Source organism: Saccharopolyspora erythraea NRRL 2338 (assembly GCF_000062885.1).
Lineage (GTDB): Bacteria > Actinomycetota > Actinomycetes > Mycobacteriales > Pseudonocardiaceae > Saccharopolyspora_D > Saccharopolyspora_D erythraea.
Window position 1 is genome coordinate 755808 of sequence record NC_009142.1, and the last position, 20974, is coordinate 776781.

At 71.0% G+C, this 20974-nt stretch carries 23 protein-coding genes; 15 read left to right on the plus strand and 8 right to left on the minus strand.

What is annotated here, in order from left to right:
• Nucleotides 1-21: 21 nt before the first annotated feature.
• Nucleotides 22-1614, minus strand: a complete 1593-nt coding sequence (locus tag SACE_RS03375; RefSeq protein WP_009950565.1) for a solute symporter family protein — start codon at nt 1612-1614, stop codon at nt 22-24.
• Nucleotides 1611-2030, minus strand: a complete 420-nt coding sequence (locus SACE_RS03380) for a DUF485 domain-containing protein (protein ID WP_009950564.1) — start codon at nt 2028-2030, stop codon at nt 1611-1613. The genes SACE_RS03375 and SACE_RS03380 overlap by 4 nt, the downstream gene beginning before the upstream one ends.
• Nucleotides 2031-2754: 724 nt before the next feature.
• On the opposite strand from SACE_RS03380, the gene SACE_RS03385 reads away from it, so the two are divergent.
• The 4 genes from SACE_RS03385 (at nt 2755) to SACE_RS03400 (ending at nt 7935) form a co-directional block, all read left to right on the plus strand.
• A complete protein-coding gene (locus SACE_RS03385; RefSeq protein WP_009950563.1) occupies nt 2755-6198 on the plus strand; it encodes a sensor histidine kinase in 3444 nt (1147 codons plus the stop codon).
• Nucleotides 6199-6280: 82 nt separating this feature from the next.
• Nucleotides 6281-6721, plus strand: a complete 441-nt coding sequence (locus SACE_RS03390; RefSeq protein WP_009950562.1) for a roadblock/LC7 domain-containing protein — start codon at nt 6281-6283, stop codon at nt 6719-6721.
• 7 nt (nt 6722-6728) lie between these two features.
• Nucleotides 6729-7283 carry a DUF742 domain-containing protein gene (locus SACE_RS03395; RefSeq protein ID WP_173401300.1) on the plus strand — a complete coding sequence of 185 codons (555 nt, stop codon included), beginning with the start codon at nt 6729-6731 and terminating at the stop codon, nt 7281-7283.
• On the plus strand, nt 7264-7935 hold the full coding sequence (locus SACE_RS03400; RefSeq protein WP_009950559.1) for a GTP-binding protein: 672 nt from the start codon (nt 7264-7266) through the stop codon (nt 7933-7935). The genes SACE_RS03395 and SACE_RS03400 overlap by 20 nt, the downstream gene beginning before the upstream one ends.
• A gap of 194 nt (nt 7936-8129) precedes the next feature.
• Here SACE_RS03400 and SACE_RS03405 read toward each other — a convergent pair whose 3' ends face one another.
• Nucleotides 8130-8768, minus strand: coding sequence for a GNAT family N-acetyltransferase (locus SACE_RS03405; RefSeq protein WP_009950558.1), 639 nt, complete (start codon nt 8766-8768; stop codon nt 8130-8132).
• Nucleotides 8769-9301: 533 nt separating this feature from the next.
• Here SACE_RS03405 and SACE_RS38605 point away from each other — a divergent pair.
• On the plus strand, nt 9302-9646 hold the full coding sequence (locus SACE_RS38605; RefSeq protein ID WP_197537748.1) for a DUF397 domain-containing protein: 345 nt from the start codon (nt 9302-9304) through the stop codon (nt 9644-9646).
• On the opposite strand, the gene SACE_RS03415 is transcribed toward SACE_RS38605, so the two are convergent.
• The 3 genes from SACE_RS03415 to SACE_RS03425 form a co-directional block, all read right to left on the minus strand.
• Nucleotides 9588-10412, minus strand: coding sequence for an SAM-dependent methyltransferase (locus SACE_RS03415; RefSeq protein WP_011873131.1), 825 nt, complete (start codon nt 10410-10412; stop codon nt 9588-9590). The two genes, SACE_RS38605 and SACE_RS03415, sit on opposite strands and share 59 nt — an antisense overlap.
• A gap of 88 nt (nt 10413-10500) precedes the next feature.
• A complete protein-coding gene (locus SACE_RS03420) occupies nt 10501-11595 on the minus strand; it encodes a winged helix DNA-binding domain-containing protein (RefSeq protein ID WP_009950553.1) in 1095 nt (364 codons plus the stop codon).
• Between the two features lie 39 nt (nt 11596-11634).
• Complete coding sequence (locus tag SACE_RS03425; protein ID WP_011873132.1) at nt 11635-11955, minus strand: ArsR/SmtB family transcription factor; 321 nt, start codon at nt 11953-11955, stop codon at nt 11635-11637.
• A gap of 113 nt (nt 11956-12068) precedes the next feature.
• Here SACE_RS03425 and SACE_RS03430 point away from each other — a divergent pair, with 113 nt between their 5' ends.
• The 3 genes from SACE_RS03430 (at nt 12069) to SACE_RS03440 (ending at nt 14822) form a co-directional block, all read left to right on the plus strand.
• Nucleotides 12069-13145: a Gfo/Idh/MocA family protein gene (locus tag SACE_RS03430; protein WP_009950551.1), complete on the plus strand. Its 1077-nt coding sequence runs from the start codon at nt 12069-12071 to the stop codon at nt 13143-13145.
• A 53-nt stretch (nt 13146-13198) separates the two neighbouring features.
• On the plus strand, nt 13199-13951 hold the full coding sequence (locus SACE_RS03435; RefSeq protein WP_009950550.1) for an HpcH/HpaI aldolase family protein: 753 nt from the start codon (nt 13199-13201) through the stop codon (nt 13949-13951).
• A gap of 127 nt (nt 13952-14078) precedes the next feature.
• Entirely contained in the window at nt 14079-14822 is a 744-nt protein-coding gene (locus SACE_RS03440) for a decaprenylphospho-beta-D-erythro-pentofuranosid-2-ulose 2-reductase (RefSeq protein ID WP_009950549.1), read from the plus strand.
• A gap of 9 nt (nt 14823-14831) precedes the next feature.
• Here the strand turns inward: SACE_RS03440 and SACE_RS03445 are convergent, their stop codons facing one another.
• Both SACE_RS03445 and SACE_RS03450 read right to left on the minus strand, forming a co-directional pair.
• Nucleotides 14832-15527: an ArsR/SmtB family transcription factor gene (locus SACE_RS03445; protein WP_009950548.1), complete on the minus strand. Its 696-nt coding sequence runs from the start codon at nt 15525-15527 to the stop codon at nt 14832-14834.
• Nucleotides 15528-15581: 54 nt separating this feature from the next.
• On the minus strand, nt 15582-16550 hold the full coding sequence (locus tag SACE_RS03450) for a helix-turn-helix domain-containing protein (RefSeq protein ID WP_231849916.1): 969 nt from the start codon (nt 16548-16550) through the stop codon (nt 15582-15584).
• A 324-nt stretch (nt 16551-16874) separates the two neighbouring features.
• Between SACE_RS03450 and SACE_RS03455 the strand changes: the two genes are divergently transcribed.
• The 7 genes from SACE_RS03455 to SACE_RS03480 all read left to right on the plus strand — a co-directional run bounded on the left by SACE_RS03455 (nt 16875) and on the right by SACE_RS03480 (nt 20904).
• Nucleotides 16875-17429 (plus strand): carboxypeptidase, encoded by a 555-nt coding sequence (locus tag SACE_RS03455; RefSeq protein WP_009950545.1) that lies wholly within the window; start codon nt 16875-16877, stop codon nt 17427-17429.
• Nucleotides 17430-17444: 15 nt separating this feature from the next.
• Nucleotides 17445-18170: a lysozyme gene (locus SACE_RS03460; protein WP_009950544.1), complete on the plus strand. Its 726-nt coding sequence runs from the start codon at nt 17445-17447 to the stop codon at nt 18168-18170.
• A gap of 99 nt (nt 18171-18269) precedes the next feature.
• Nucleotides 18270-19070, plus strand: coding sequence for an isocitrate lyase/PEP mutase family protein (locus SACE_RS03465; protein WP_009950542.1), 801 nt, complete (start codon nt 18270-18272; stop codon nt 19068-19070).
• A gap of 235 nt (nt 19071-19305) precedes the next feature.
• The gene (locus tag SACE_RS03470; protein ID WP_009950541.1) at nt 19306-19707 is read left to right on the plus strand and encodes a subtilase-type protease inhibitor; all 402 of its coding nucleotides are present in this window, start codon (nt 19306-19308) and stop codon (nt 19705-19707) included.
• Nucleotides 19708-19832: 125 nt separating this feature from the next.
• Complete coding sequence (locus SACE_RS03475; protein WP_308196749.1) at nt 19833-20228, plus strand: YkvA family protein; 396 nt, start codon at nt 19833-19835, stop codon at nt 20226-20228.
• Nucleotides 20229-20275: 47 nt separating this feature from the next.
• Nucleotides 20276-20434 carry a hypothetical protein gene (locus SACE_RS39000; protein WP_009950538.1) on the plus strand — a complete coding sequence of 53 codons (159 nt, stop codon included), beginning with the start codon at nt 20276-20278 and terminating at the stop codon, nt 20432-20434.
• The gene (locus SACE_RS03480) at nt 20431-20904 is read left to right on the plus strand and encodes a peptidylprolyl isomerase (protein ID WP_009950537.1); all 474 of its coding nucleotides are present in this window, start codon (nt 20431-20433) and stop codon (nt 20902-20904) included. Before SACE_RS39000 ends, SACE_RS03480 begins: the two co-directional genes overlap by 4 nt.
• Nucleotides 20905-20974 lie beyond the last annotated feature (70 nt).

Below are 20974 nucleotides of genomic sequence, written 5' to 3' on the forward strand. Positions count from 1 at the left end.
CTCACGTCGGCTGTCGGGGACTCAGCCCCGGACGCCTCCGATGCCGGTGAGCTGGCGGACCTCCATCTCGGCGAGCCGGTCCTCGTCGACCTTCTCGCGGCCGACGAAGGTGCCGATGATGCCGCAGATGAACGAGATCGGGATCGACACGATGCCCGGGTTCTTCAGCGGGAAGAACGCGAAGTCCACGCTCGGGAAGATCGAGTCCGACGCGCCGGAGACAACCGGCGAGAAGATCACCAGCAGCAGGCAGGAAATCAGACCGCTGTAGATGCCCCACAGCGTCCCGGTGGTGTTGAAACGCTTCCAGAACAGCGAGTAAAGAATCGTCGACAGGTTCGCCGACGCCGCGAACGCGAAGGCCAGACCGACCAGGAACGCGATGTTCTGGCCGTTCACCAGAATGCCGCCGAGGATCGATGCCGCGCCGATGACCAGCGCCGTGATCCGCGCGACCCGCACCACCGAGTCGGAGTCGGTCCTGCCCCGCCGCATCGCGTTGGCGTAGATGTCGTGCGCGAACGAAGCCGACGCGGTCAGGGTCAGACCGGCCACGACCGCCAGGATCGTCGCGAACGCCACCGCCGAGACGATGCCCAGCAGCACCGTGCCGCCGATGCGGTAGGCCAGCAGCGGCGCCGCGGAGTTCTCCGCGCCCGGCGCGTCGAGGATGGCGTCGGTGCCGACCAGCGCCGCCGCGCCGTAGCCGATGATCAGCGTGCACAGATAGAACGCCGTCATCGCCCAGATCGCCCACACCGAGGAGCGCCGGGCCTCGCGGGCGTTGGGCACGGTGTAGAAGCGCATCAGCACGTGCGGCAGACCGCCCACGCCGAGCACCAGGGCCAGCGACAGCGACACGAAGTCGATCTTGGTCAGCTCGCTCTTGCCGTACTGCACACCCGGCGCGAAGATCGCGTCGCCCTTGGGGTTGTTCTGGGCGGCCTCCTGCAGCAGGTGCGTCATGCTGTAGCCGAACTTGCCCAGCAGGAAGATCGTGATCAGCGCCGCGCACAGCAGCAGCATGGTGGCCTTGATGATCTGCACCCAGGTGGTGCCCTTCATGCCGCCGACCAGCACGTAGAGCATCATCACCAGGCCCACGACGGCGATGACCAGCGCCTGGCCGCCGGTGCTCTTGACGTCGAGCAGGAGCGCCACCAGACCACCGGCACCCGCCATCTGCGCGATCAGGTAGACGAACGTGATCGCCAGCGTCGAGGCCGCGGCGGCGGCCCGCACCGGGCGCGCCCGCATCCGGAAGGCGATCACGTCGCCCATGGTGAAGCGGCCGGTGTTGCGGGTCCGCTCGGCGAGCAGCAGCAGGTTGATCAGCCACGCGACGAGGAAGCCGATGGAGTACAGGAAGCCGTCGTAGCCGTGCACCGCGATGGCCCCGGCGATGCCGAGGAACGATGCGGCAGACAGGAAGTCGCCGGAGAGCGCGATGCCGTTCTGCGCTCCGCTGAACGACCCGCCGGCGGCGAAGTAGTCGCTCGAGGTGCTCTGGCTGCTCGCGCGGTAGACGACGAAGAGCGTGATGAGCACGAAGACGGCGAAGATGCTGGTGTTGAAGATGGCACCTTCGGAGGGGATGAGTTCAGGGGGGTTCATCGCTGGTCACCGATCGCCTCGCGGCGGATCTCCTCGACCTCGGGGTCCATGTGCTTGCGGGCGAAGCGGACGTACGCGCCCGTGATGATCAGGGTGGTCGCGAACTGGCCGATGCCCATGACGAGTCCGACGTTGACCTCGCCCCACAGCTTGGTCGCCATGAAGTCCGGCAGGTAGGCGGCCAGGACCACATACCCGAGGTACCAGACGATGAAAAACGCGGTCATCGGGAAAACGAACCATTTCACGCGGCTGCGCAGATGCCTGAATTCCGCGCTGTCGTGGATCGCGGCGAAATCGGGGCCCTGGTGGGTGGGGCGCACGGAGCTCTTGTCGATTCCGCCGAACGCCGTGCGCCCTTTTCCTGCCTGGTCACGGGGCTGCCCGCGCAGCGCGGATTGCGTTGCGTTGGTCATGCGTCCTTCCTACAGGTGCGCTCTACCGCGAAGGGCGGCTGGGGGGTGGAGGCCTGTGCGGCGGGGAAATCTAACCACTTCCGGCGCCGGACCGACAGTGTGGTGATCGCCACTGACTAGGAGTTTCGCCCGCGAGGCGGTTGACGAAACCGTGACCTCCGGGGCGGTCGCGGCGGGGCGGATGACCTCGGTGTTCACCAGTTTTCCCAGTTCAGGGCGACTGTGAACGGATGTGGTACACCTGAAATCCGGGGGTACGGTGCCGTTGCAGACCTGTAAGAAAAGCCCCGTTGTTGGGCTGAACGAGTGAAAGCGCCTTAGCGGTCAAGCGCTGGTGGGTACCGGTGTGGGCGGTTGGAACGTTTCGCGCGGCCTAATGGTGAAAACGCCCCCGGTGCTTTCGTTCGATCAGGGGCTTATAGTGCATGGGCACTGAAAGCCAGTCACCCCGGCGTGAGGCTCCTCGGTTCGGCACCGTGACCGGAAACCGCTGTGCGCGGCGGTCCGGTAACTCAGAGTGCTGATTGAAACTTGCACCGGTACGGTGCGGTACCGCAAGGGCTTGAGGTCGGATCGGTCTGGTTTTCGCGCCCCAGACAGCCCAAGACGACGATTGCGGGATCGCACGCATGCGCCGTTCTCCAACGCTTTGTCCGCACCCGCGGCTTCACAACCTGCCTGAGCAGCACAGGAACCGCCGTTCGTCGATGGGAGGACGGTCGTGATGGCGACCGGTGACACCGGCAGAGGAGCCGCGGTCATCAGGTGGCGCAACTGGTCGCTGACGACCAAGCTCGCCGCCGTCGTGCTCGTGCCGGTGATCTTCGCGATCACCCTCGGTGTCGGCCAGATCCGCTGGCAGGTCGATAGGGCCGACGAGTACGACCGCGTGGCCAAGGTGCTCGACGCGGTGGACCAGATCGAGCCGCTGGTGGTCAGCGTCCAGGAGGAGCGCACCAGGTCGGTGGACTTCCTCACCGGCTCGATCGACGCGGGCAAGGTCGACGAGCAGGCCGTCGTGGTCGACGCCGCGGTGCGGGGCACCCGCCAGGTGATGGCCTCCCCCGAGGACTACAGCGACGTGGTCCGGGAGCGCTTCGGCGAGCTCAACACCGAGCTGGGCAAGCTCGACGAGACCCGCGCGCTGGTCCGGGACCGGCGGGCCCCTGCGCCCGCGGTGATCGAGCGCTACAGCAAGCTGGTGAACTCGATCCTGTCCCTGAACCGCGCGCTGACCAGCACCGTCGCCGACCGCAACCTCTCCAGCACCGCCTCCGCCATGCAGGACATGGTGTCCATCATGGAGGAAGTGCGGCTCCAGCAGGCGTGGGTGCTGACCGGCCTGGCCGAGGGCAGCATCAGCCCCCAGGCGCTGGACCAGCTGCTCGGATCGCGGGCCCGGCTGATCGGCAAGATCAGCGAGGCCCGGGCCACGGTGGCCGCGCACTGGCAGCGCCGCCTCGACCAGACGATGACCGGCACGGCGATCCTCGAGCGCAACAAGCTGGCCACCGCGATCGTGCTTGAGACCACCGACGGCAAGTTCTCCGGTGGCTACTCGGTCCCGCGCGACCAGTGGAACCAGCGATCCGACGAGGTCATCCAGCTCATCGACGAAGGCCACGACGACCTCGGCGCCGAGGTGCGGCGGATCGCCTTCGACCTGGAGGACGACGCGAGCAGCGCGGCGGGATGGGACTCGGTCCTGCTGCTGTCGGCGCTGATCCTGGCCGCGGCGATCATCATCACCATCGCCCGCCAGCTGCTCGGCTCGCTGCGCGACCTGCGGCGCGGTGCGCTCAAGTCGGCCAACAAGGGCCTGCCGGAGGCCGTGACCAGCATCCGCGCGGGGCGCAAGGTCGACTCCGAGCTCGAGCCCGTCGGCGTGGACACCGACGAGGAGGTCGGGCAGGTGGCCCGGGCCTTCGACGAGGTCAACCGGCAGGCGCTGCGCCTGGCGGTCGAGCAGGCCTCGCTGCGGCGCGGCTACAGCGAGGCGTTCGTCTCGGTCTCCCGGCGGAGCCAGGCGCTGCTGGAACGCCAGCTCCGGCTGTTCGAGGAGCTGGAGAAGGACGAGGAGGACCCCGACCAGCTCTCCCGCCTGTTCCAGCTGGACCACCTCGCCACCCGGATGCGCCGGAACAACGAGAACCTGATGGTGCTCTCTGGCAGCGACCTGGCACGGCGCTTCTACCAGCCGACCGAGCTGGCCGACGTGCTGCGCGCGGCGGTGTCGGAGATCGAGCAGTACCCGCGTGTCATCGTGCAGCCGCCGCCGGCGGTCAAGCTGGTCGGCCACGCCGCCAGCGACATGGTGCGGCTGGTCGCCGAGCTGCTGGACAACGCGGCGAACTTCTCCTCGCCGGACACCTCGGTGACGGTGTCGAGCTACCAGTCCGGTGACGGTTCGGTCGTGCTCGACGTGCTCGACGAGGGCATCGGCATGGGCCACGCGGAGCTGGCCTCGGCCAACGAGCGGCTGGCCCGGGTCGACGAGGACGACCTGGCGACCTCGCGGCGGATGGGCCTGTTCGTGGCGGGCCGCCTGGCCGTCCGCCACGACATCGGCGTCGAGCTGCACGGCGGCCCCGACGTCGAGGGTGTGCGCGCCACGGTGACGATTCCGGCCGAGCACGTGGTGGCGGGAGACGCGGGCCGCACGGCTCCGCCGCCTCCCGGACAGGGCGTGCACCGCAACGGCTCGACCCAGCACGACCTGCCGAACGCGACGTCGATCCCCGCGCAGCCGGCGGGCGACGACCAGGGCTTCCCGGCGGCCGACTTCGACCCGAGCCCGTCGCTGCCGCGGCGCGGCGTCTCCGAGCCGACCGCGCGCGCCGAGTTCGAGTCGAGCGCGCCGCTGCCCCGCCGGGATCCGTCGGGCGGGCTGAACGCCCTGGACTCCGGTTCGCCGCTGCCGAGGCGGGAGCCGCGCGAGCCCTCGCTCCAGCAGGACCACGGTGCCCCGGCAACGGAGGGCGACCTCTCGGGGCCGGCGCCGCTGTTCGAGCCGTCGCAACCCTCCGAGGCCGCCGAGGAGCAGTCGGAGTCCTACGGGGCCGCGCAGCAGATTCCGCCGGAGCAGCCCGCGGAGCAGACGGTGAACCTGTTCACCCCGGAGCCCGGCGGCACGTCGCTGGACATACCGCACCAGCCGCGCACGGTCGGGCAGGACTTCGCGCCCGCATGGCCCGCGGTGACCGAGGAGCCCCCGCGCGACCAGGTCGCCGACACCAGCGAGTCGCCGATCTTCGAAGAGGTCTCCACCCAGTGGTTCCAGCCCGCCACCGACGACGCGCAGGCGCACGCCACGTCCGGGACCGCGGAACACGAGTTCGCCTGGCCGGACTCGGGTCAGCGGGACCGGTCCGAGGTGGAGGTCGACGAGCTGGGACTGCCGGTCGGACCGGGAGCCGCGGACGGCCTTGCCCGTTCGGACCAGCCGCGCTCGCCCGGCCGCTGGGAGGACGCGGGGCAGTCGCCCGCGCCGAGCGGCTGGAGCGAGGTGGGTGAGCACCGCTCGCCCAGCGGCTGGGACGATGCGGACCTGGCGCGTTCGTCCGGGGACGACGCCGACGGGGCCCGCTCGTCCGGCGGTTGGGGCGAGTCGCGCGACCCCGAAGACTGGAGCCGGTCGGACGAGTCCCGCTCCTCCGATGGCTGGGGGCTGGGCGCAGCCACCGGCCAGGTGGAGGCGGGTGAGCCCGCGGAGGTCGGCATGAGCCAGGAACCAGCACCACTGACCACGTCGGGCCTGCCCCGCCGCACACCGCGCGGCGCGGCGCAGGCCGAGGGCGCGGGCAACTCCCGCAGCGCCAGCGACGTGAGCAGGGAGTTCTCCGAGAAGTACAACGGCGTCCACTTCGGCCAGTCCGAGCCGGCCGCGCCCGCCGAGGCAGGCAGCGCGGTCGAGGACGCCTGGAACTTCGCAGCCGACGACGCCCGGCGGGCGGCCGAGGCCGCGGTGAACCCGCAGCCCACGTCGTTCACCGAGGCAGGACTGCCGCGGCGCACCCCGAAGGCGCACCTCGCGCCCGGCAGCGTGAACACGCCTCCTGGCGACGAAGGCGGGCGCTTCGAGCGCGACGCCGAGCACCTGCGCAGTCGCCTGGCCAGCTTCCAGAGCGGTTCCCAGCGTGGCAGGCACCGCGCACCCGACGAGGGATGAAGGGGGTCAACACGAGAGTGCAGTCCACTACATCGATCCCTACCGCGCACCTTGATCACCTCGGCGAAAAACAGGAGGTTGCATGACTGCCCAGGAGACGATTTCGCGCAGGTTCGGCTGGCTGGTCACGGACTTCACCGAGCGCGTGGCCGGTGTGGCCCACGCGATCGTCGTGTCGGCCGACGGCCTGCTGCTCACTGCGTCGGCGAAGCTGCCGCGGGACCGCGCCGACCAGCTCGCCGCCGTGGCGTCGGGCCTGCTGAGCCTGACGCAGGGCTCGGCGAAGTGCTTCGAGGCCGGACAGGTCATCCAGACCGTCGTGGAGATGCAGCGCGGCACCCTGCTGCAGATGGGCATCAGCGATGGTTCCTGCCTGACCGTGCTCGCGGCGCCGCAGTGCGACATGGGTCTGATCGCCTACGAGATGACCATGCTCGTCGAGCGCGTCGGTCAGATGCTCACCCCGGAGATCCGTTCGCAGCTGCAGGGCTCACCAGGCGCACCAACCGGTCAGCTGGTGTGAGGACCAGATGAGCAGAGGCCCCGACTTCCCCGATGATCGAAGACCGGAGGAGGATTCCTTCGCCGATGTGCTGGACGGCTTCACCTTCACCGGTGGCCGCAAGAAGCGCCGCGACCGGCGCGCGGACCGGCAGCAGCCGGAACCGGCACAGGAGCAGGAGGTGCTGCGACCGGCCCCCGAACCGGAAGCGGCACCCGCACCCCCACCGGTCGAACCTGAGGCTCCCGCCGCCTCCAGCATCCGGTCCTACACGTGGACCGGCGGGCGCACCAGGTCGAACCACCAGCTCGAACTCGAAACGCTCGTCTCCACCGGAGACGCCTACCAACCGGACTCGGTGCTGCGGCTGGAGCACCAGTCGATCGCGGAGCTGTGCAGGCATCCCCGTTCCGTCGCGGAGGTCGGCGCGCTGCTGTCCATCCCCATCGGGGTGGCCAGGGTGCTGCTGGCCGACATGGCCGACCTGGGGCTGATCACCGTTCACCAGACGGTGTCCGAGAGCGGCAGCGCACCACACTTGATGTTGATGGAAAGGGTATTGAGTGGACTCCGTCGGCTATAGAGCGCAGCAGGCCGGTGCGACGCCGCCGCAACCGCAGTCGTCGCGGGGCACGACCTCGGCGAAGATCGTCGTCGCCGGTGGCTTCGGCGTCGGCAAGACGACCTTCGTCGGGTCGGTCTCCGAGATCGTGCCGCTGACCACCGAGGCGGTCATGACGGAGGCCAGCCGGGGGGTCGACGACCTGGCGGCCACGCCGAACAAGACCAGCACCACGGTGGCCATGGACTTCGGCCGCATCTCGCTGGACTCGGACCTGATCCTGTACCTGTTCGGCACGCCCGGGCAGCAGCGGTTCTGGTTCATGTGGGACGACCTGGTGCGCGGTGCGATCGGTGCGGTCGTGCTCGTCGACACCCGGCGGCTCGCGGACTCCTTCTCCGCGGTCGACTTCTTCGAGGACCGCGGACTGCCTTACCTGATCGGCGTGAACTGCTTCGACGGGCAGCTCATGCACTCGATCGAGCAGATCCGGGAGGCCATGGCCATCGGGCCGGACGTGCCGATCGGGCCGTGCGACGCACGGGACAAGGAGTCGACCAAGCAGACGCTGATCGCCCTGGTCCAGCACGCCATGCGGTGGTGGACGGCGAAGCAGATGCCGCCCGGCTCGCAGCAGCCCCCGGGCTCGCCGCAGCAGCCGCCCATGCGCTGAAGGCTCGGGGACGACCGCGGGAGGCCGTGAGCGCGCGACGGCGCGAGCGCGCTCGCGTCCCGTCGTGTCGTTGTGCCGGGGCGGCTTTCTGCGGGGGGTGTTCCCGGTCGATCTTCCTGAGAGGTCGAGATCGCGTGCCTACCGGAGGCACGCGCTCGACCGCGCTGCGGCTTGTCGTGCCCGGCGAGGTGCTGCTAGCGCGTCGGCTCGTACAGGTACGGGCGCGTCCAGGTGGGGGCGTGGAAGCCGCGCTTGCGCAGGATCGGCTCTGAGGTCGGCAGCGCGTCGACGACCAGGTGGGTGCGGCCCCTCGCCAGCGCTTCGCGCAGGCGGACGGCGACCAGCGCGGTGAACAGGCCGCGTCGCCGGTGCGTGGTCCTGGTGCGGCCTCCCGCGAGTTCGGCGAGGTCGCTGCCGGGGGCGAAGTGCGTGCGCCCGCACGCGACCGGCTCGCCGTCGGCGTAGGCGACGTGGACGCTCATCTCGTCGGGCGTATCGCGGAGAACCGCCGCCAGCCGCTGCTTCTCTTCGTCGGCGTTCGCCCGGCCGATCTCGCGGGAGATCTCGACGACCGCGTCCAGGCCGTCGGCGTCGTGGACGCGCCTGATGTCGTAGGCGGGCGCGGCGAATGCCGACGTATCGGTAAGGGTCAGCGCCAGGACGGTTTCCGCCGCGTCGGGGCGGAAACCGGCGGCGAGAAGGCGGTCGGCCAGGTCTGCAGGCTCGTCGTGGCCGTACAGCTTCCATTCCAGCGCGTACCCGTGTGCGTCGGCGCGGGCCATCTCGTCGCGGATGACTTCGGCGGCCTCGATGTCGCCAAGACGGGAATGCACGACCCGGCATTCCGAGCCGTCGGGGGAGTGCTCGCGGACGATCCCGCCGCGCGGCCCGGGTTCGCCGGCGGCCCGGCGGTCGCGGTCCAGCTTCCGCAGGAGTTCGGCGGTGTCGATGCCGTTGGGATCGTGCAGGTTCCCGTTCAGGGCGGCGGCTCCTCGGTTTGTCGGCCGGGACGTCAGCTTAAGCAGGAAATGCCTTGGTGTGGCGGTATTTTCTCGCCGTGACTTGGACCTGATCTCAGAAGTCCCAGACGGTGGAGGGAGATCCGCGCCGCTGGTACTCGTCGGCGCACCCGGTGCATTGCTCGGTGATGCTATGGCTCCTCGGGGTGCCGCCGAGCGGCGTCGGGCACGGCACTTTGACGGTCTCGCCGCAGAGCGTGGTGATCAGCATACCCGCGGGCCACCGGCCGGGCTTGTCGCTGATGCCGTGCCGGGAGCGCGCACGGGTCGTCGAACTCGCGCGCAACGCAGGTGACAGCGATTGGCTGACGTCGGAAATCCCCGGCATGTACCAACAGATGGCGGGCATGCTCGAGTGCGAGCGCGCCGCGACCGAGATCGTCGACTGGTCGCCCCTGCTGGTACCGGGACTGCTGCAGACATCGGACTGCGCCTGCGTCGAGGTCGGCCGTGCATCCGGAGGCGCCGCGGTGCGGGATACGAAGGACCGCGCCGCCGGGTACTTGGCCGTCCCCGCTCAGCACTGGGGGCGGTTCGTCGCCGGGGTTCAAAGCCGGTCGGTTCGACCGCTGAGACCGCTGACGGGGTGCGGGGCCCAGCGCGCGAAGTGCCGGGCCCCGGTCACCGCAGCCGTCAGTTCTTCCGCGCGACGCCGCCGAGCAGGTTGTGCGCGCCGGGGGCCGGCGGGGTGAGGCGCGGACCGTCGGGCCACCAGTCGAAGAGGTAGCTGAGGCCGGGCTCGACCATCTCCAGGCCGCAGAAGAGTTCCTCGATCTCCTCCCGGCGCCGGTAGTAGCAACTGCCCATCATGGCGTTGAAGCGCTTCTGCGAGTCCTCGGCGAGTTGGGCGCGGTCGCTGCCGTCGGCCGGGTTGAACAGGTGCGAGATGGCGACGTAGGAGCCCGGGGCGAGCGCGTCGACGTAGGCCCGCATGATGTCGGCGGGCCGCTCGTCGTCGGTGACGTGGTGCAGGGTGTTGCACTGGATCAGCGCGACCGGCCGGGTGAGGTCGAGGTTCGACGTCACGATCGGGTCCGCCAGCAGGTCGGCCGGCTCGCGCAGGTCGGCGACCGCGAAGTGGGTGCGGTCGTTCTCCTCCAGCAGCGCCCGCCCGTGAGCGGCGACCGACGGGTCGTTGTCGATGTAGACCACGCGCGCCTCGGGGTTGAGCCGTTGCGCGGCCTGGTGGGTGTTCTCCGCGGTCGGCAGGCCGGAGCCCAGGTCGAGGAACTGGTCGATGCCCGCCTGCCCGGACAGGAAGCGCACGACGCGGATCAGCCATGCCCTGCACTGCTTGCCGACCTCGGCGGCCTCCGGGGCGATCTCCAGGATCTTCCGGTAGACCACCCGGTCCACCTCGAAGTTGTCCTTGCCCCCCACGAACGCGTCGTACACCCTGGCGATGCTGGGCTGGCTGGTGTCGACGTGCGGGATGGAGGTCTCGTCGGTGTTCGGCATCGGGCCCACTCGGATTCGCTAGGCGGTTGATCTCCGCCCCAGCGTATGCGGCCGTGTTCGGGGCGTAAACGGTCAATCGGCCGCACGGTCACTCGGCCGCGCCGAAGCGCACCTCGTGCTGCTCGGCCGACTCCTCGGCGAAGCCGAGCAGCCCACGGCCTTCCGCCTCCAGAGCGGCGGAGTCCCTCCTGGACAACCGAGCCAGAGGCCGGACGTGCAGGACCGCGGTGGTGCCCTGCCTGCTGATCTCCCAGGTCCCGCGCACGAAGCCGTCGAGCAGCACTGTGCCGGGGAAAACCCCGCTGTTCGCGCCGAACAGCAGCTTGCGGTGCCGCTCGGTCATGATCCGGGTGCGGTCGGCGTGGGAGAGCAGCACGTTGTCGTAAGGCGGCAGGAAGCGCGGCGGAGCGGGCACGTCCGGTTCGGGCCGGGGCGCGTCGGGCAGGTCGAACAGCTCGCGTCCGTGCTCGTCGCGGAACACCCGCAGGCCCAGACCGCGCACGAGCTCCCGCAGCCCGATCAGGCCGGACCACGTCTGCACGTCGGCGACGGTGGCGGGTCCGAACGCGGCCAGGTAGCGACGGACGACGTCCTCCAACGACGGCACCGGGTCGAGCTGCCTGCCGAGCCAGGTCTCGGCGGTGGCGTAGGTCGGCTGCCCGCTCCTGCCCCAGACCGCCCTCGGCGGGATCTGCACCAGCGGCAGCAGGCTGCGCACCGCGTAGCCGAGGCGGGCGGGGTCCTCCTGCGGCCACCGCTCGGCCAGCAGCGGCCGGAGCTGCGCGAGGGTCCGCGGCTTCTCGTCGAGCAGCTTGCGCCCGTAGGCCGCGATCTCCCGGTGCTCCACGCCGACGGGGTGGTTGCGGGCGAGGTCGCGGTCGATCGGCGGCTGCATGAGCGGCCGCAGGGTGAGGCAGTCGTCGGCGGTGACCAGGTGGACCGTGCTGCGCATGAGCACGATCCGCACGAGGCTGCGGTCGAGCAGCCGTTGCGCGAGGTCGTCGGGGGCGAAACCGTCGAGTCGCGTCCAGAGCCCGAAGTAGGGCGGTATGGGCACCTGCGCCTGCATGCCGACCAGGTGCTCCACGGCTTCGACCGGTGTACGCGTCGAGCGTTCGAGCAGGAGTTGCCGGTGCAGCGTGGCCCGGTTGAGGTCGCGTGCCGAGAGAACGTCGACTGCCATGGACCAAGGTTACGGACCCGGCCCGTCAGCCGCCGCTGCTCAGCGCGCGGCTTCGCGCAGCACGAGGTCGAGGAAACCGGGGAACCGGCGGTCCAGCTCGTCGCGGCGCAGGGTGTTGAGCCTGCGGGTGCCGTCGTCGCGCTGGCGGATCAGGCCCGACTCGCGCAGCACCCGGAAATGCCTGCTCAGCGCCGACTTCGCGACCGGGAGGTCGAAGGTGCCGCACGCCACCTCGGTCCGCTGGTCGAGGGCGCGCACGATGCTCAGCCGCACCGGGTCGCACAGGGCGCTCAGCACCGCGAAGAAGTCGATCTCGGACTCATCCGGATGGAGCAGCGGGGAGGCGGTGCGACTGGCCACGCGCACAGTATGCGGCGCCGCCATGTTCGCATCAATGTGAACACGGTCATGTTCGCACTGATGCGAACATGGCATAGGCTGACGGCACTGGCATCCCTCGGAAGGAACATCCCATGACGTCGAAGATCGGTGTCGGCATCGTCGGGCTCAGCGTCAACGGCGGTTGGGCGGCCCGGGCCCACGTCCCCGCGCTGGCCGCGCTCGACGGCTACGAGCTCCGCGCCCTGGCGGCGAGCGGCCCGGAGTCGGCCAGGGCCGCGGGTGAGCACTTCGGCGTGGCGCACGGCAGCGTCGACGACCTCGTCGCACGCGACGACGTCGACCTCGTGGTGGTGACCGTCAAGGTGCCGCACCACCGCGAGCTGGTGATGGCCGCGCTGGAGGCGGGCAAGTCGGTGCTCAGCGAATGGCCGCTGGGAAACGGCCTCGCCGAGGCCGAGGAGATGGCCGCCGCGGCCGAGTCCCGGGGACTGCGCGGGTTCGTCGGACTCCAGGCGCGCTCGGCGGCACCCGTCCGCCACCTGCGCGACCTGATCTCCGACGGCTACGTGGGTGAGGTGCTGTCCACCAGCATCATCGCGTCGGGCGGGCGGTGGGGCGCCACCTTCGAACCGCGCGGTGAGTACCTGCTCGACCGCGGCAACGGCGCCACCATGCTCACCATCCCGTTCGGCCACACCGTCGACGCCCTCGCGATGGTGCTGGGCGAGTTCACCGAGGTCAGCTCGACCATCGCGACACGCAGGGCGGAGGTCGGCGAGGAGGGGACCGGGCGGCTCGCCCCGATGACGGCCGAGGACCAGCTCGTCGTCGCGGGAGTGCTGGACGGCGGCGCGGTCGCGTCGGTCCACTACCGCGGCGGCATCTCGCACGGCACCGGCTTCCACTGGGAGATCAACGGGACCGAAGGCGATCTGGTGATCAGCGGCGAGAACGGCCACCTCCAGTTCGGTCAGGTCACGCTGCGCGGCGCGCGGGCCGGCGACGCGGGACTCGCCGAAATCGCGGTTCCGGCGGAGTACGACCTCGTGCCCGGCGTCGCGCGCACCGAGACGGCCCACGCGGTCGCGCACGCGTACGTGCAGATCCGAGCTGACCTGGAGAGCGGCACGACCACCGCGCCCGACTTCGCCCACGCCGTGCACCGGCACCGCGAGCTCGAGCGGATCCGGCGCGCGGCTCGGAGCTGACCCGCTTCCGGCGTGGTATGCAGTCATGGCCGACGTCACGACGGGAGGCCACGATGCGGCGCGAACTGCTGGAGTCCGGCCGGACCACCCACGGCGGCTGGTGCTGCCTGCCCGGGCCGATCACGGCCGAGGTGATGGGCCGGGCGGGCTTCGACTGGGTGTGCGTGGACACCCAGCACGGGCTGATCGGCTACGACGTCCTCCCGTCGATGCTGCAGGCGCTGGCGCTCACCGGCACGCCCGCGCTGGTGCGGGTGCCGTGGAACCAGCCCGCCGAGATCATGCGGGCCCTCGACGCCGGGGCGTCCGGCGTGATCGTGCCGATGGTGCAGTCGGCGCGGGAGGCCGAGCAGGCCGTCCGCGCCTGCCGCTACCCGCCGCAGGGCGAGCGCAGCTTCGGGCCGATGGCACCGCTGATGCGCGACCGCGGGTTCAGCACCACCAAGGCGAACGACGAAGTGCTGTGCGCGGTGCAGATCGAGACGAGGTCCACTCTGGACGAGCTGGACGAGATCCTGTCGGTTCCTGGTGTGGACGTCGCCTACGTCGGCCCGGCCGACCTCGGCATCTCGCTCGGCGTGGCGCCGACGCTCGACGTCGTCGAGCCCGGGCACCTGGCGGCCGTCGAGCGGGTGCTGTCGGCCTGCCAGGAGCACGACGTCATCCCCGGCATCCACTGCGCCGACCCGCGAGGGGCCCGGCGGTGGCGCGACATGGGGTTCCGGCTGCTCGCGGTGGCCACCGACGTCCGGCTGCTGGAGCTGTCCGCGGCCGAGGCGGTGACCGGGGCCGGGCTATCCCGCTGAGTGCCTGTCACCTGCGTGGCGGTTCCGGTGGCGGAATCTCAGGCGGCTGCGCCGCTTCGGAGATCAAGGCGGACTGACGCCGGGGCCGGGCGATCCCGCAGGGAGCCCGGCAGGCACACTCGGCGGCGTGAGTGGAACGGTTCTGGTCCTCGGCGGCCGCAGCGAGATCGGCCTCGCCGTCGCCGAACGCCTGGTGAAGCGGGGCAACGACACGGTCGTGCTGGCGGCGCGGCGCAGCGGCGAGCTGGCCGCGGAGGAGGAGCGCCTGCGGCAGGCCGGTGCCACGACCGTCGCACGGGTCGAGTTCGACGCCGACGACGTCGAGGGCCACGGACCGCTGCTGGAAGCGGTGGTGGCCGAGCACGGCCGCATCGACGTGGTGGTGACGGCGTTCGGCATCCTCGGCGACCAGGAGCGCGCCGAGCGCGACGCCGCGCACGCCGTCCAGGTCGTGCACACCGACTACGTGGCGCACGTAAGCGTGCTGACCCACGTCGCGAACCTGCTGCGGGAGCAGGGCGGCGGCAGCGTGGTGGTCTACTCGTCGGTGGCCGGCGTGCGGGTGCGCCGCGCCAACTACGTCTACGGCTCCGCCAAGGCCGGGCTCGACGGGTTCGCCGGCGGGCTGGCCGACGCGCTGCACGGCAGCGGCGCGCACCTGCTGGTGGTGCGGCCCGGGTTCGTCATCGGGCGGATGACGACCGGGATGAGCCCGGCGCCGTGGTCGAGCACGCCGGACCAGGTCGCCGACGCGACCGTCAAGGCGCTGGCACGCCGCCGCCGGGTGGTGTGGGTGCCTCCGGTGCTGAGGCTGGTGTTCGCGGTCATGCGCCTGCTGCCGCAGGCGATCTGGCGCCGCATGCCCCGCTGAGCCTTCCGGCTACAGGTCGGTGATCCCGAGCAGGTCGCGCAGCGCGTCGTCGCCGCCGGGCGTCACGCGCACCGCTCGGTTGGAGCCGATGCGCTTGACCCAGCCGTTGGACAGGAACCTCTCGCAGAGCCTGGCGCCTGCCGCGCCGCCCAGGTGCGAACGCCGCTCGGTCCAGTCGAGGCAGCTGCGCGCGAGGGGGCGCCGGGTGCGGCGAAGCTCGGCCTCCTCCACGCCGATCGAGGCGAACCAGGCGATCCCGGTCCCGGTCAGGGCGAACCCGCCGGAGGTGTCCAGCAGCCCGGACTCCGCCATCGCGTCGGTGATCCGCACGCCGAGGCGTCCCGCGAGGTGGTCGTAGCAGGTCCGGCCGCGGGCCAGCGCGGCCGAGGTCGTCGCGGCCCGCAGGCTGCGGGGCTCCTCGCGGACCGGGCTCAGGTACGCGACGAAACCCTCCACCAGCTCGGCTGCCTGCGCGTCGGCGAGCTGGACGTAGCGGTGGCGGCCCTGCCGCCGCTCGACGAGCAGCCCGGACCCCACCAGGCGGCTCAGGTGCTCGCTGGCGGTGGAGAGCGCTACGCGGGCGTGCGCGGCGAGCTCGCTCGCGGTCCACGCCCTGCCGTCGAGCAGCGCGAGGCAGAACGCGGCGCGCGTGCTGTCGGCGAGCAGGCCCGCGAGGTCGGCGACCCGCTGGGCGGTGGATGGCATGGGCCCATTCTGCGCCCGCGACGCTTCGGCGGCCGCCGAACGGTCGTGGTCAGGTCAGCACAGGGGTATGCCCAGCGGCGGTGCCTCGCCGGTCACCTTCGGCAGGTCGGTGTAGAGGTCGGGGATCCAGTAGCCGTCGCTGAGCCTGTTCCAGACCGGTGAGGACTGCCCGGTGGTCGGGTCCGAGACCACGCGCCGGTGCCGGGCCTGGCAGACGATGGAGACCGCGGTGCCCTCGTGGTAGGTGGCCTTGTCGGTGTCACCGGGGACGTCGGGGGTCCGGAAGCGGAAGACGCCGAGGTGCTGCTGGTGCTGGGCCGACCAGGTCCCGACGATGTTGGCGCGCCAGACCACGGTCTGCGGGCGCAGCCACAGCAGCGAGGCCCACACCGCCGCGGCGACGGCGGCGACGGCGACCGCGGTCGCGAGGGCCAGCACGAACGGGCGGCGGGACCTGCGCGCCGGGCGAGCGTCGGGGGAGCTGGGCGGCTCGGGTGCGGCGTCGGACTGCTCGGAGGTGGCCGTGGCGGGCGTATCGGGGGATGGCGCGGGTGGAGTCGCGTTGGGCTGCTCTGAAGAGTCCGTAGCGGGCTCAGTTGCGTTGGGCTGTCCGGAGGAAGCCACGACGGGCTGTTCGGCGGGACGCTCCGGTAAGCCCACGTCGGAAGATGTTGGTGCGGTCGCAGCGGATTCGCCCACCTGGTCGGCTTTGCCGCGGGCTGATCGCCGCTGCTGCTGGTAGGCCTTGCGCGCCTGCTGGTAGAGCAGGTGCAGTTCGTCCGACCGGACGTCGACGGGCGTCCCGCGCCGGTGCGCCAGGTCGATGAGCTTGGACGCCAGCAACCACGCCTCGTCCACGACGCGCTCGCCGCTGAGGTAGCGCGACAGCGTCGACGGCGACCACGGCACGTGCTCGGAGAGCTGGCGCAGCGACAGTCCGGTCGCCTCGGCGAGTTCCTGGAGCCGCCCCGACCACCGCCCGATGTCGGGGTGCCGCTGTTCCAAGCGTGGGTCGACTGCCACCGCACCGTCCCCTGCCGTGTTCCCGGGAACACGTGTCTCCGCAGGACAACGGCCTTCTGTGTTCCCGATGTGTGCCCGATGCGCCGCCAAGGCTAGCGGTGCCGCCCAGAGCTGGAAAGACTGCTGATCACCGGCTGGGGGCGGTATCGCCGGACACGTCGACCGGCGCCGTCGGGCCTCCGAGCGCGGCGATAGCGGCGCTCACCTGCACTCAGGGTCCTCTTAGGACTTGCGGTGCCGAGGCCGTCGGTGGTCGATCCCGGACGCAGGCTTCAACTCCCGTTCACCGGCCGCTATCCGCAACCACACGACAGGAGAGCAGGCATGAACCGCAAGTCGACGGCATGGGCGGTGGCACTCGCGGTCACCGCGTCCGCCTTCGCGGCGACTCCCGCCGTGGCCTCCGGGGGAACGGCGGCAGCGGCACCCTCCAGGGCCGAGCTGGCCGAGCAGGTCCTGGCCGACGACGGCATCACGTTGCTCGACAGCCACGTCGGTGGCCAGAACGACCCGGAGTCCACCGCGCAGCGCAACATCAAGGACACCTCGCAGGGCGGTGCCGCGCGCACCAGCCCGTGGAGCGACGTCGGGGTGACCAAGGTCGAGCTGTCCACGGCGATGCTGCGGGGAATGGTCTCCATCGGCAAGGACTACCGGTACCGGGTCACCACCGTCGCCGGCGGTGACCACAGCCCGACCTCCTACCACTACAAGGGCACCGCGTTCGACGTCGACCAGATCGACGGCCAGGCCGTCAACGGGAGCAACCCGAAGGTGGCGAAGATCAAGTCCGCGTGCAAGTCGGCCGGTGCGGTCGAGATCCTCGGGCCCGGCGACGCCGGACACGACACCCACATCCACTGCGCCTGGAACTCCTGACCCGGAAGGGCTGACATGAACATCCGCAGAAAGCTGCTGGTCGTCCTCGCCTCCTCCGCCGCCCTGCTCGCCTCCGTCCCGGGTGCCGCGAACGCCGACTCCGCGGCTGCCGACGCGCTGGGCATCGACGTCTCCAACCACAACGGCGAGGTCGACTTCGCCAAGGTGGGGGCCGACGGGCGCGACTTCGCGTTCGTGCTGGCCACCGACGGCGAGTCCTTCACCAGCGACCTGTTCGACAGCCAGTACTCCGGCGCGGGCGAGGCCGGGCTCTACCGGGCCGGCTACCACTTCGCCCGGCCGGACGGTTCGGCCACCAAGCAGGCCGACCGGTTCCTCAAGACCGTCGGCTACACCAACGACGGCAGGACGATGCCGCCCGTGCTGGACATGGAGGCCAACCCCAACGGCGCGACCTGCTACGGCCTCGACGACGCGCAGATGGAGGAGTGGATCAAGTCCTTCGTCGGCCGGGTCAAGGAGAAGACCGGGCGCGAGGCCGTCATCTACACCAGCCCGAGCTTCTGGAAGGAGTGCACCGGCAACAGCGAGGCGTTCACCAGCAACCCGCTGTGGACCGCCGAGTGGGACGTGGACAAGCCGAGCAAGGTCGGCGGCTGGCCCGCGCACACCTTCTGGCAGTACAGCAACTCCGGGAAGGTGGACGGCGTCGACGGCGCGGTCGACGTCAACCGCTTCAACGGCGGTACCGCCGAGCTGGAGAAGTTCGTCAAGGGCTGATCGACGAATTCTGAGCTGGAGCGGAGGCCGAACGGCTTCCGCTCCAGCTTTTGCGATGCTTCGGCGTGCGCCGAAGCGACGCGGGCCTACGGTCGGGGCATGAGCACCGCCGCCGAACGCTTCCGGGCGCTGCACCGCGCCGGCGACCCGCTGCTGCTGCCCAACGCCTGGGACCTCGCCTCCGCCGCCGCGCTGGCCGCCGCGGGCTTCCCCGCCGTGGGGACGACGAGCCTGGGGGTCGCCGCCGCCCACGGGCTCCCCGACGCCGAAGGCGCGGCGAAGTCCGAGACCCTCGCGCTCGCCCGGCGCCTGGTCCGGCTGCCGTGCCTGGTCACGGTCGACGCCGAAGCGGGCTTCGGCGACCCGGTGGCGGTCGCGGTCGAGCTGGCGGAGGCCGGTGTCGCGGGCATGAACCTGGAGGACGGGCGGCCCGGCGGCATGGCCGATCCCGCCGAGCAGGCCGCGATGCTGCGCGAGGTGAAGCACCACGCCCCGGAGCTGTTCCTCAACGCCCGGATCGACACGCACTGGCTGCGCGAGCCGGGCGTGCCCGCGATGCTGGAGCGCGCCCGGCGTTACGAGGACGCCGGAGCCGACGGTGTCTTCGTGCCCGGGCTCACCGATCCCGACGACATCCGGACGCTGGTGGCCTCCGTGGCGCTCCCCGTGAACGTCCTGTGCCCGCCGGCGGGCACCGGGAACCTCGCCGATCTCGGCGTGCGCCGGATCAGCACGGGTTCACTTCTTTACCGGACTGCCGTGCACACCGCGGTGAACACCGCGCGCGGGACCCTCGGCGGGCGGGCACCGCAGGGCGCCGTCGCAGGTTACGAGGAGTTCGAAGCGATGGTGCGTGACGCGCAGTTGTCTCGCCGCGAGACGAATTCGGCGGAATATTAACGGTTAAAACATCGTCTAAAGTGGACTTGAGTTGCCAGCTTTGTCGATTTTCCTTTGTTTGAAACGAAGTTGTGCACATCTCATGTGAACGCGCGCACACCAGGATGGCTGCGAGTCATTACGGTGATTCCCCGCCCCGGCCGCAACACCGGCGCACTTCCCGGCGATCTGTCGTTCGGGTCCTCGTTCCCACCCCTGAAGAGGGCCCGTTTTCCTGACAAGAGGAGGAAGTACGTTGAGGGCTGCAATCCGGCTCACCGGCCGCCTGGCCGTCGCAAGCATCGTGTTCGCCGTCGCGGCGCTGATCCCGCTCGGCGCGAACGCCGAGACCGGCCCCACGAAGGTGACTCTCACCGCCCAGCAGCTCGGCGCGCCGCTCAGCGTCGCCGTGCTCACCTGCGAGCCCAGCGGCGGTACGCACCCGCGCGCCGAGGACGCGTGCGCCGTAATGTCGGCCACCGGCGGCATGATCGAGGAGATGCCCGCCCAGAACCCGCAAGCGCTGTGCCCGCTGATCTGGCGTCCCGTCGGCGTCACCGCCACCGGGCTGTGGAACGGCAAGCCGATCGAGTACGCGAAGACCTTCGCCAACGACTGCGTGATGCGTTCCCAGCTGGGAGTCGTCTTCGACTTCTGATCGGGGGCCGCGGGCGGGCCGGCCGGTCCGGCCCGCCCGCGGGCTGACGCATCACGGGAGCAGCGGCGTGCGATCGGCGTCCAGCCGATCCGTCAGGGACGAAAGGGTCGGAAAAGGTGGCGGAGGTGTTCGCCGGCTTCGGGGCCGGCCTGCTCGTCCTGGGGCTGGCGCCGGTCGTCACGCTGCTGTTGGTGCGCCCGGAAGGGCTGCTGTTGCGCGAGGCCGCGCGCCTGGCACCGGGCGTCGCGGGCCTGCTGACCGGGCTGGCGCGGGACGGCGGCGTGCCGCGGCTGGTCCGGCTGCGGCTGTGGCTGCTGCTGGCCTACCTGGCCATGCCCTTCGACCTGGAGCCGGACTTCGCCCCCGCGCTCGGTCTCGCCGACGACGCGGTGATAGTGGCGGTCGCGATGAGCACGACGCTGCGCCGCGTCGGGTTCGACGCCGTCGAGCGCCACTGGCCCGACAGCCGCGAGTCTTTCGCGGTGCTGCGACGGCTTGCGCCGTCCGCGGGCACGGCCTGATGCGTTCGCCGGTGTGGCGCGGGCGTCCGGGCGGCTGGGTTGACCCGATGAGACTGCGCTGGTTCGCCGGACTGCTCGCCGCCCTGCTCACCGCCACGACGGTGGGCGTCGCCCATTCGCAGCCGACGCGGCAGGCGGAGCCGCAGGACCCGCCCCGGCATGTGACGTGCGAGTTCATCCCGACGCCGGAGAACCGGTCGAGGTGACCATCCGCACCAACCACGGTGACGTCGTGGCCGAGCTCGACCGCGCGAACGCCCCGTGCGCGGTGCACAACCTGGTGCACCTGGCCCGTCAGGACTTCTACGACTCCTCCCGCTGCTTGCGGCTTACGAACTCGCAACGGCTCGGCGTGCTCCAGTGCGGCGACATCTTCTCGGTGGAGAAGGGCGGCCCCGGCTACCGCTTCGCCGACGAGGTCACCGGCGCCGAGACCTACCCGCGCGGGACGGTCGCCATGGGCAACCAGGGGCCGGACACCAACGGCAGCCAGTTCTTCGTCGTGCATTCGCACGCCAACATCAAGCCCGCCTACACCGTGCTCGGCCGGGTCGTGGAGGGCATGGAGGTGCTGGACGCGATCGTCGCGGGCGGCATCGTCCCCGGCGAGGGCGGCGAGCAGGACGGGGAACCGAGGCTGCCCGTGGAGATCCGGGACGTGAAGGTCCGCCGCTGACTCGCCGCGTGCTCGCGTCAGCGGAAGACCCTGCGGGTTGGGCACCGCGTTCCGTCCGCCCCAGCGATGC

Excerpts from the sequence above, each read along its gene's own strand:
- SACE_RS03435 (WP_009950550.1), top strand. The coding sequence starts at position 13,199 with ATGCGGCGCGAACTGCTGGAGTCCGGCCGGACCACCCACGGCGGCTGG.
- SACE_RS03460 (WP_009950544.1), top strand. The coding sequence starts at position 17,445 with ATGAACATCCGCAGAAAGCTGCTGGTCGTCCTCGCCTCCTCCGCCGCC.
- SACE_RS03415 (WP_011873131.1), bottom strand. The coding sequence starts at position 10,412 with ATGCCGAACACCGACGAGACCTCCATCCCGCACGTCGACACCAGCCAG.
- SACE_RS03380 (WP_009950564.1), bottom strand. The coding sequence starts at position 2,030 with ATGACCAACGCAACGCAATCCGCGCTGCGCGGGCAGCCCCGTGACCAG.
- SACE_RS03420 (WP_009950553.1), bottom strand. The coding sequence starts at position 11,595 with ATGGCAGTCGACGTTCTCTCGGCACGCGACCTCAACCGGGCCACGCTG.
- SACE_RS03395 (WP_173401300.1), top strand. The coding sequence starts at position 6,729 with ATGAGCAGAGGCCCCGACTTCCCCGATGATCGAAGACCGGAGGAGGAT.
- SACE_RS03465 (WP_009950542.1), top strand. The coding sequence starts at position 18,270 with ATGAGCACCGCCGCCGAACGCTTCCGGGCGCTGCACCGCGCCGGCGAC.
- SACE_RS03385 (WP_009950563.1), top strand. The coding sequence starts at position 2,755 with ATGGCGACCGGTGACACCGGCAGAGGAGCCGCGGTCATCAGGTGGCGC.
- SACE_RS38605 (WP_197537748.1), top strand. The coding sequence starts at position 9,302 with ATGCTCGAGTGCGAGCGCGCCGCGACCGAGATCGTCGACTGGTCGCCC.
- SACE_RS03430 (WP_009950551.1), top strand. The coding sequence starts at position 12,069 with ATGACGTCGAAGATCGGTGTCGGCATCGTCGGGCTCAGCGTCAACGGC.
- SACE_RS03390 (WP_009950562.1), top strand. The coding sequence starts at position 6,281 with ATGACTGCCCAGGAGACGATTTCGCGCAGGTTCGGCTGGCTGGTCACG.
- SACE_RS39000 (WP_009950538.1), top strand. The coding sequence starts at position 20,276 with ATGAGACTGCGCTGGTTCGCCGGACTGCTCGCCGCCCTGCTCACCGCC.
- SACE_RS03445 (WP_009950548.1), bottom strand. The coding sequence starts at position 15,527 with ATGCCATCCACCGCCCAGCGGGTCGCCGACCTCGCGGGCCTGCTCGCC.
- SACE_RS03375 (WP_009950565.1), bottom strand. The coding sequence starts at position 1,614 with ATGAACCCCCCTGAACTCATCCCCTCCGAAGGTGCCATCTTCAACACC.
- SACE_RS03455 (WP_009950545.1), top strand. The coding sequence starts at position 16,875 with ATGAACCGCAAGTCGACGGCATGGGCGGTGGCACTCGCGGTCACCGCG.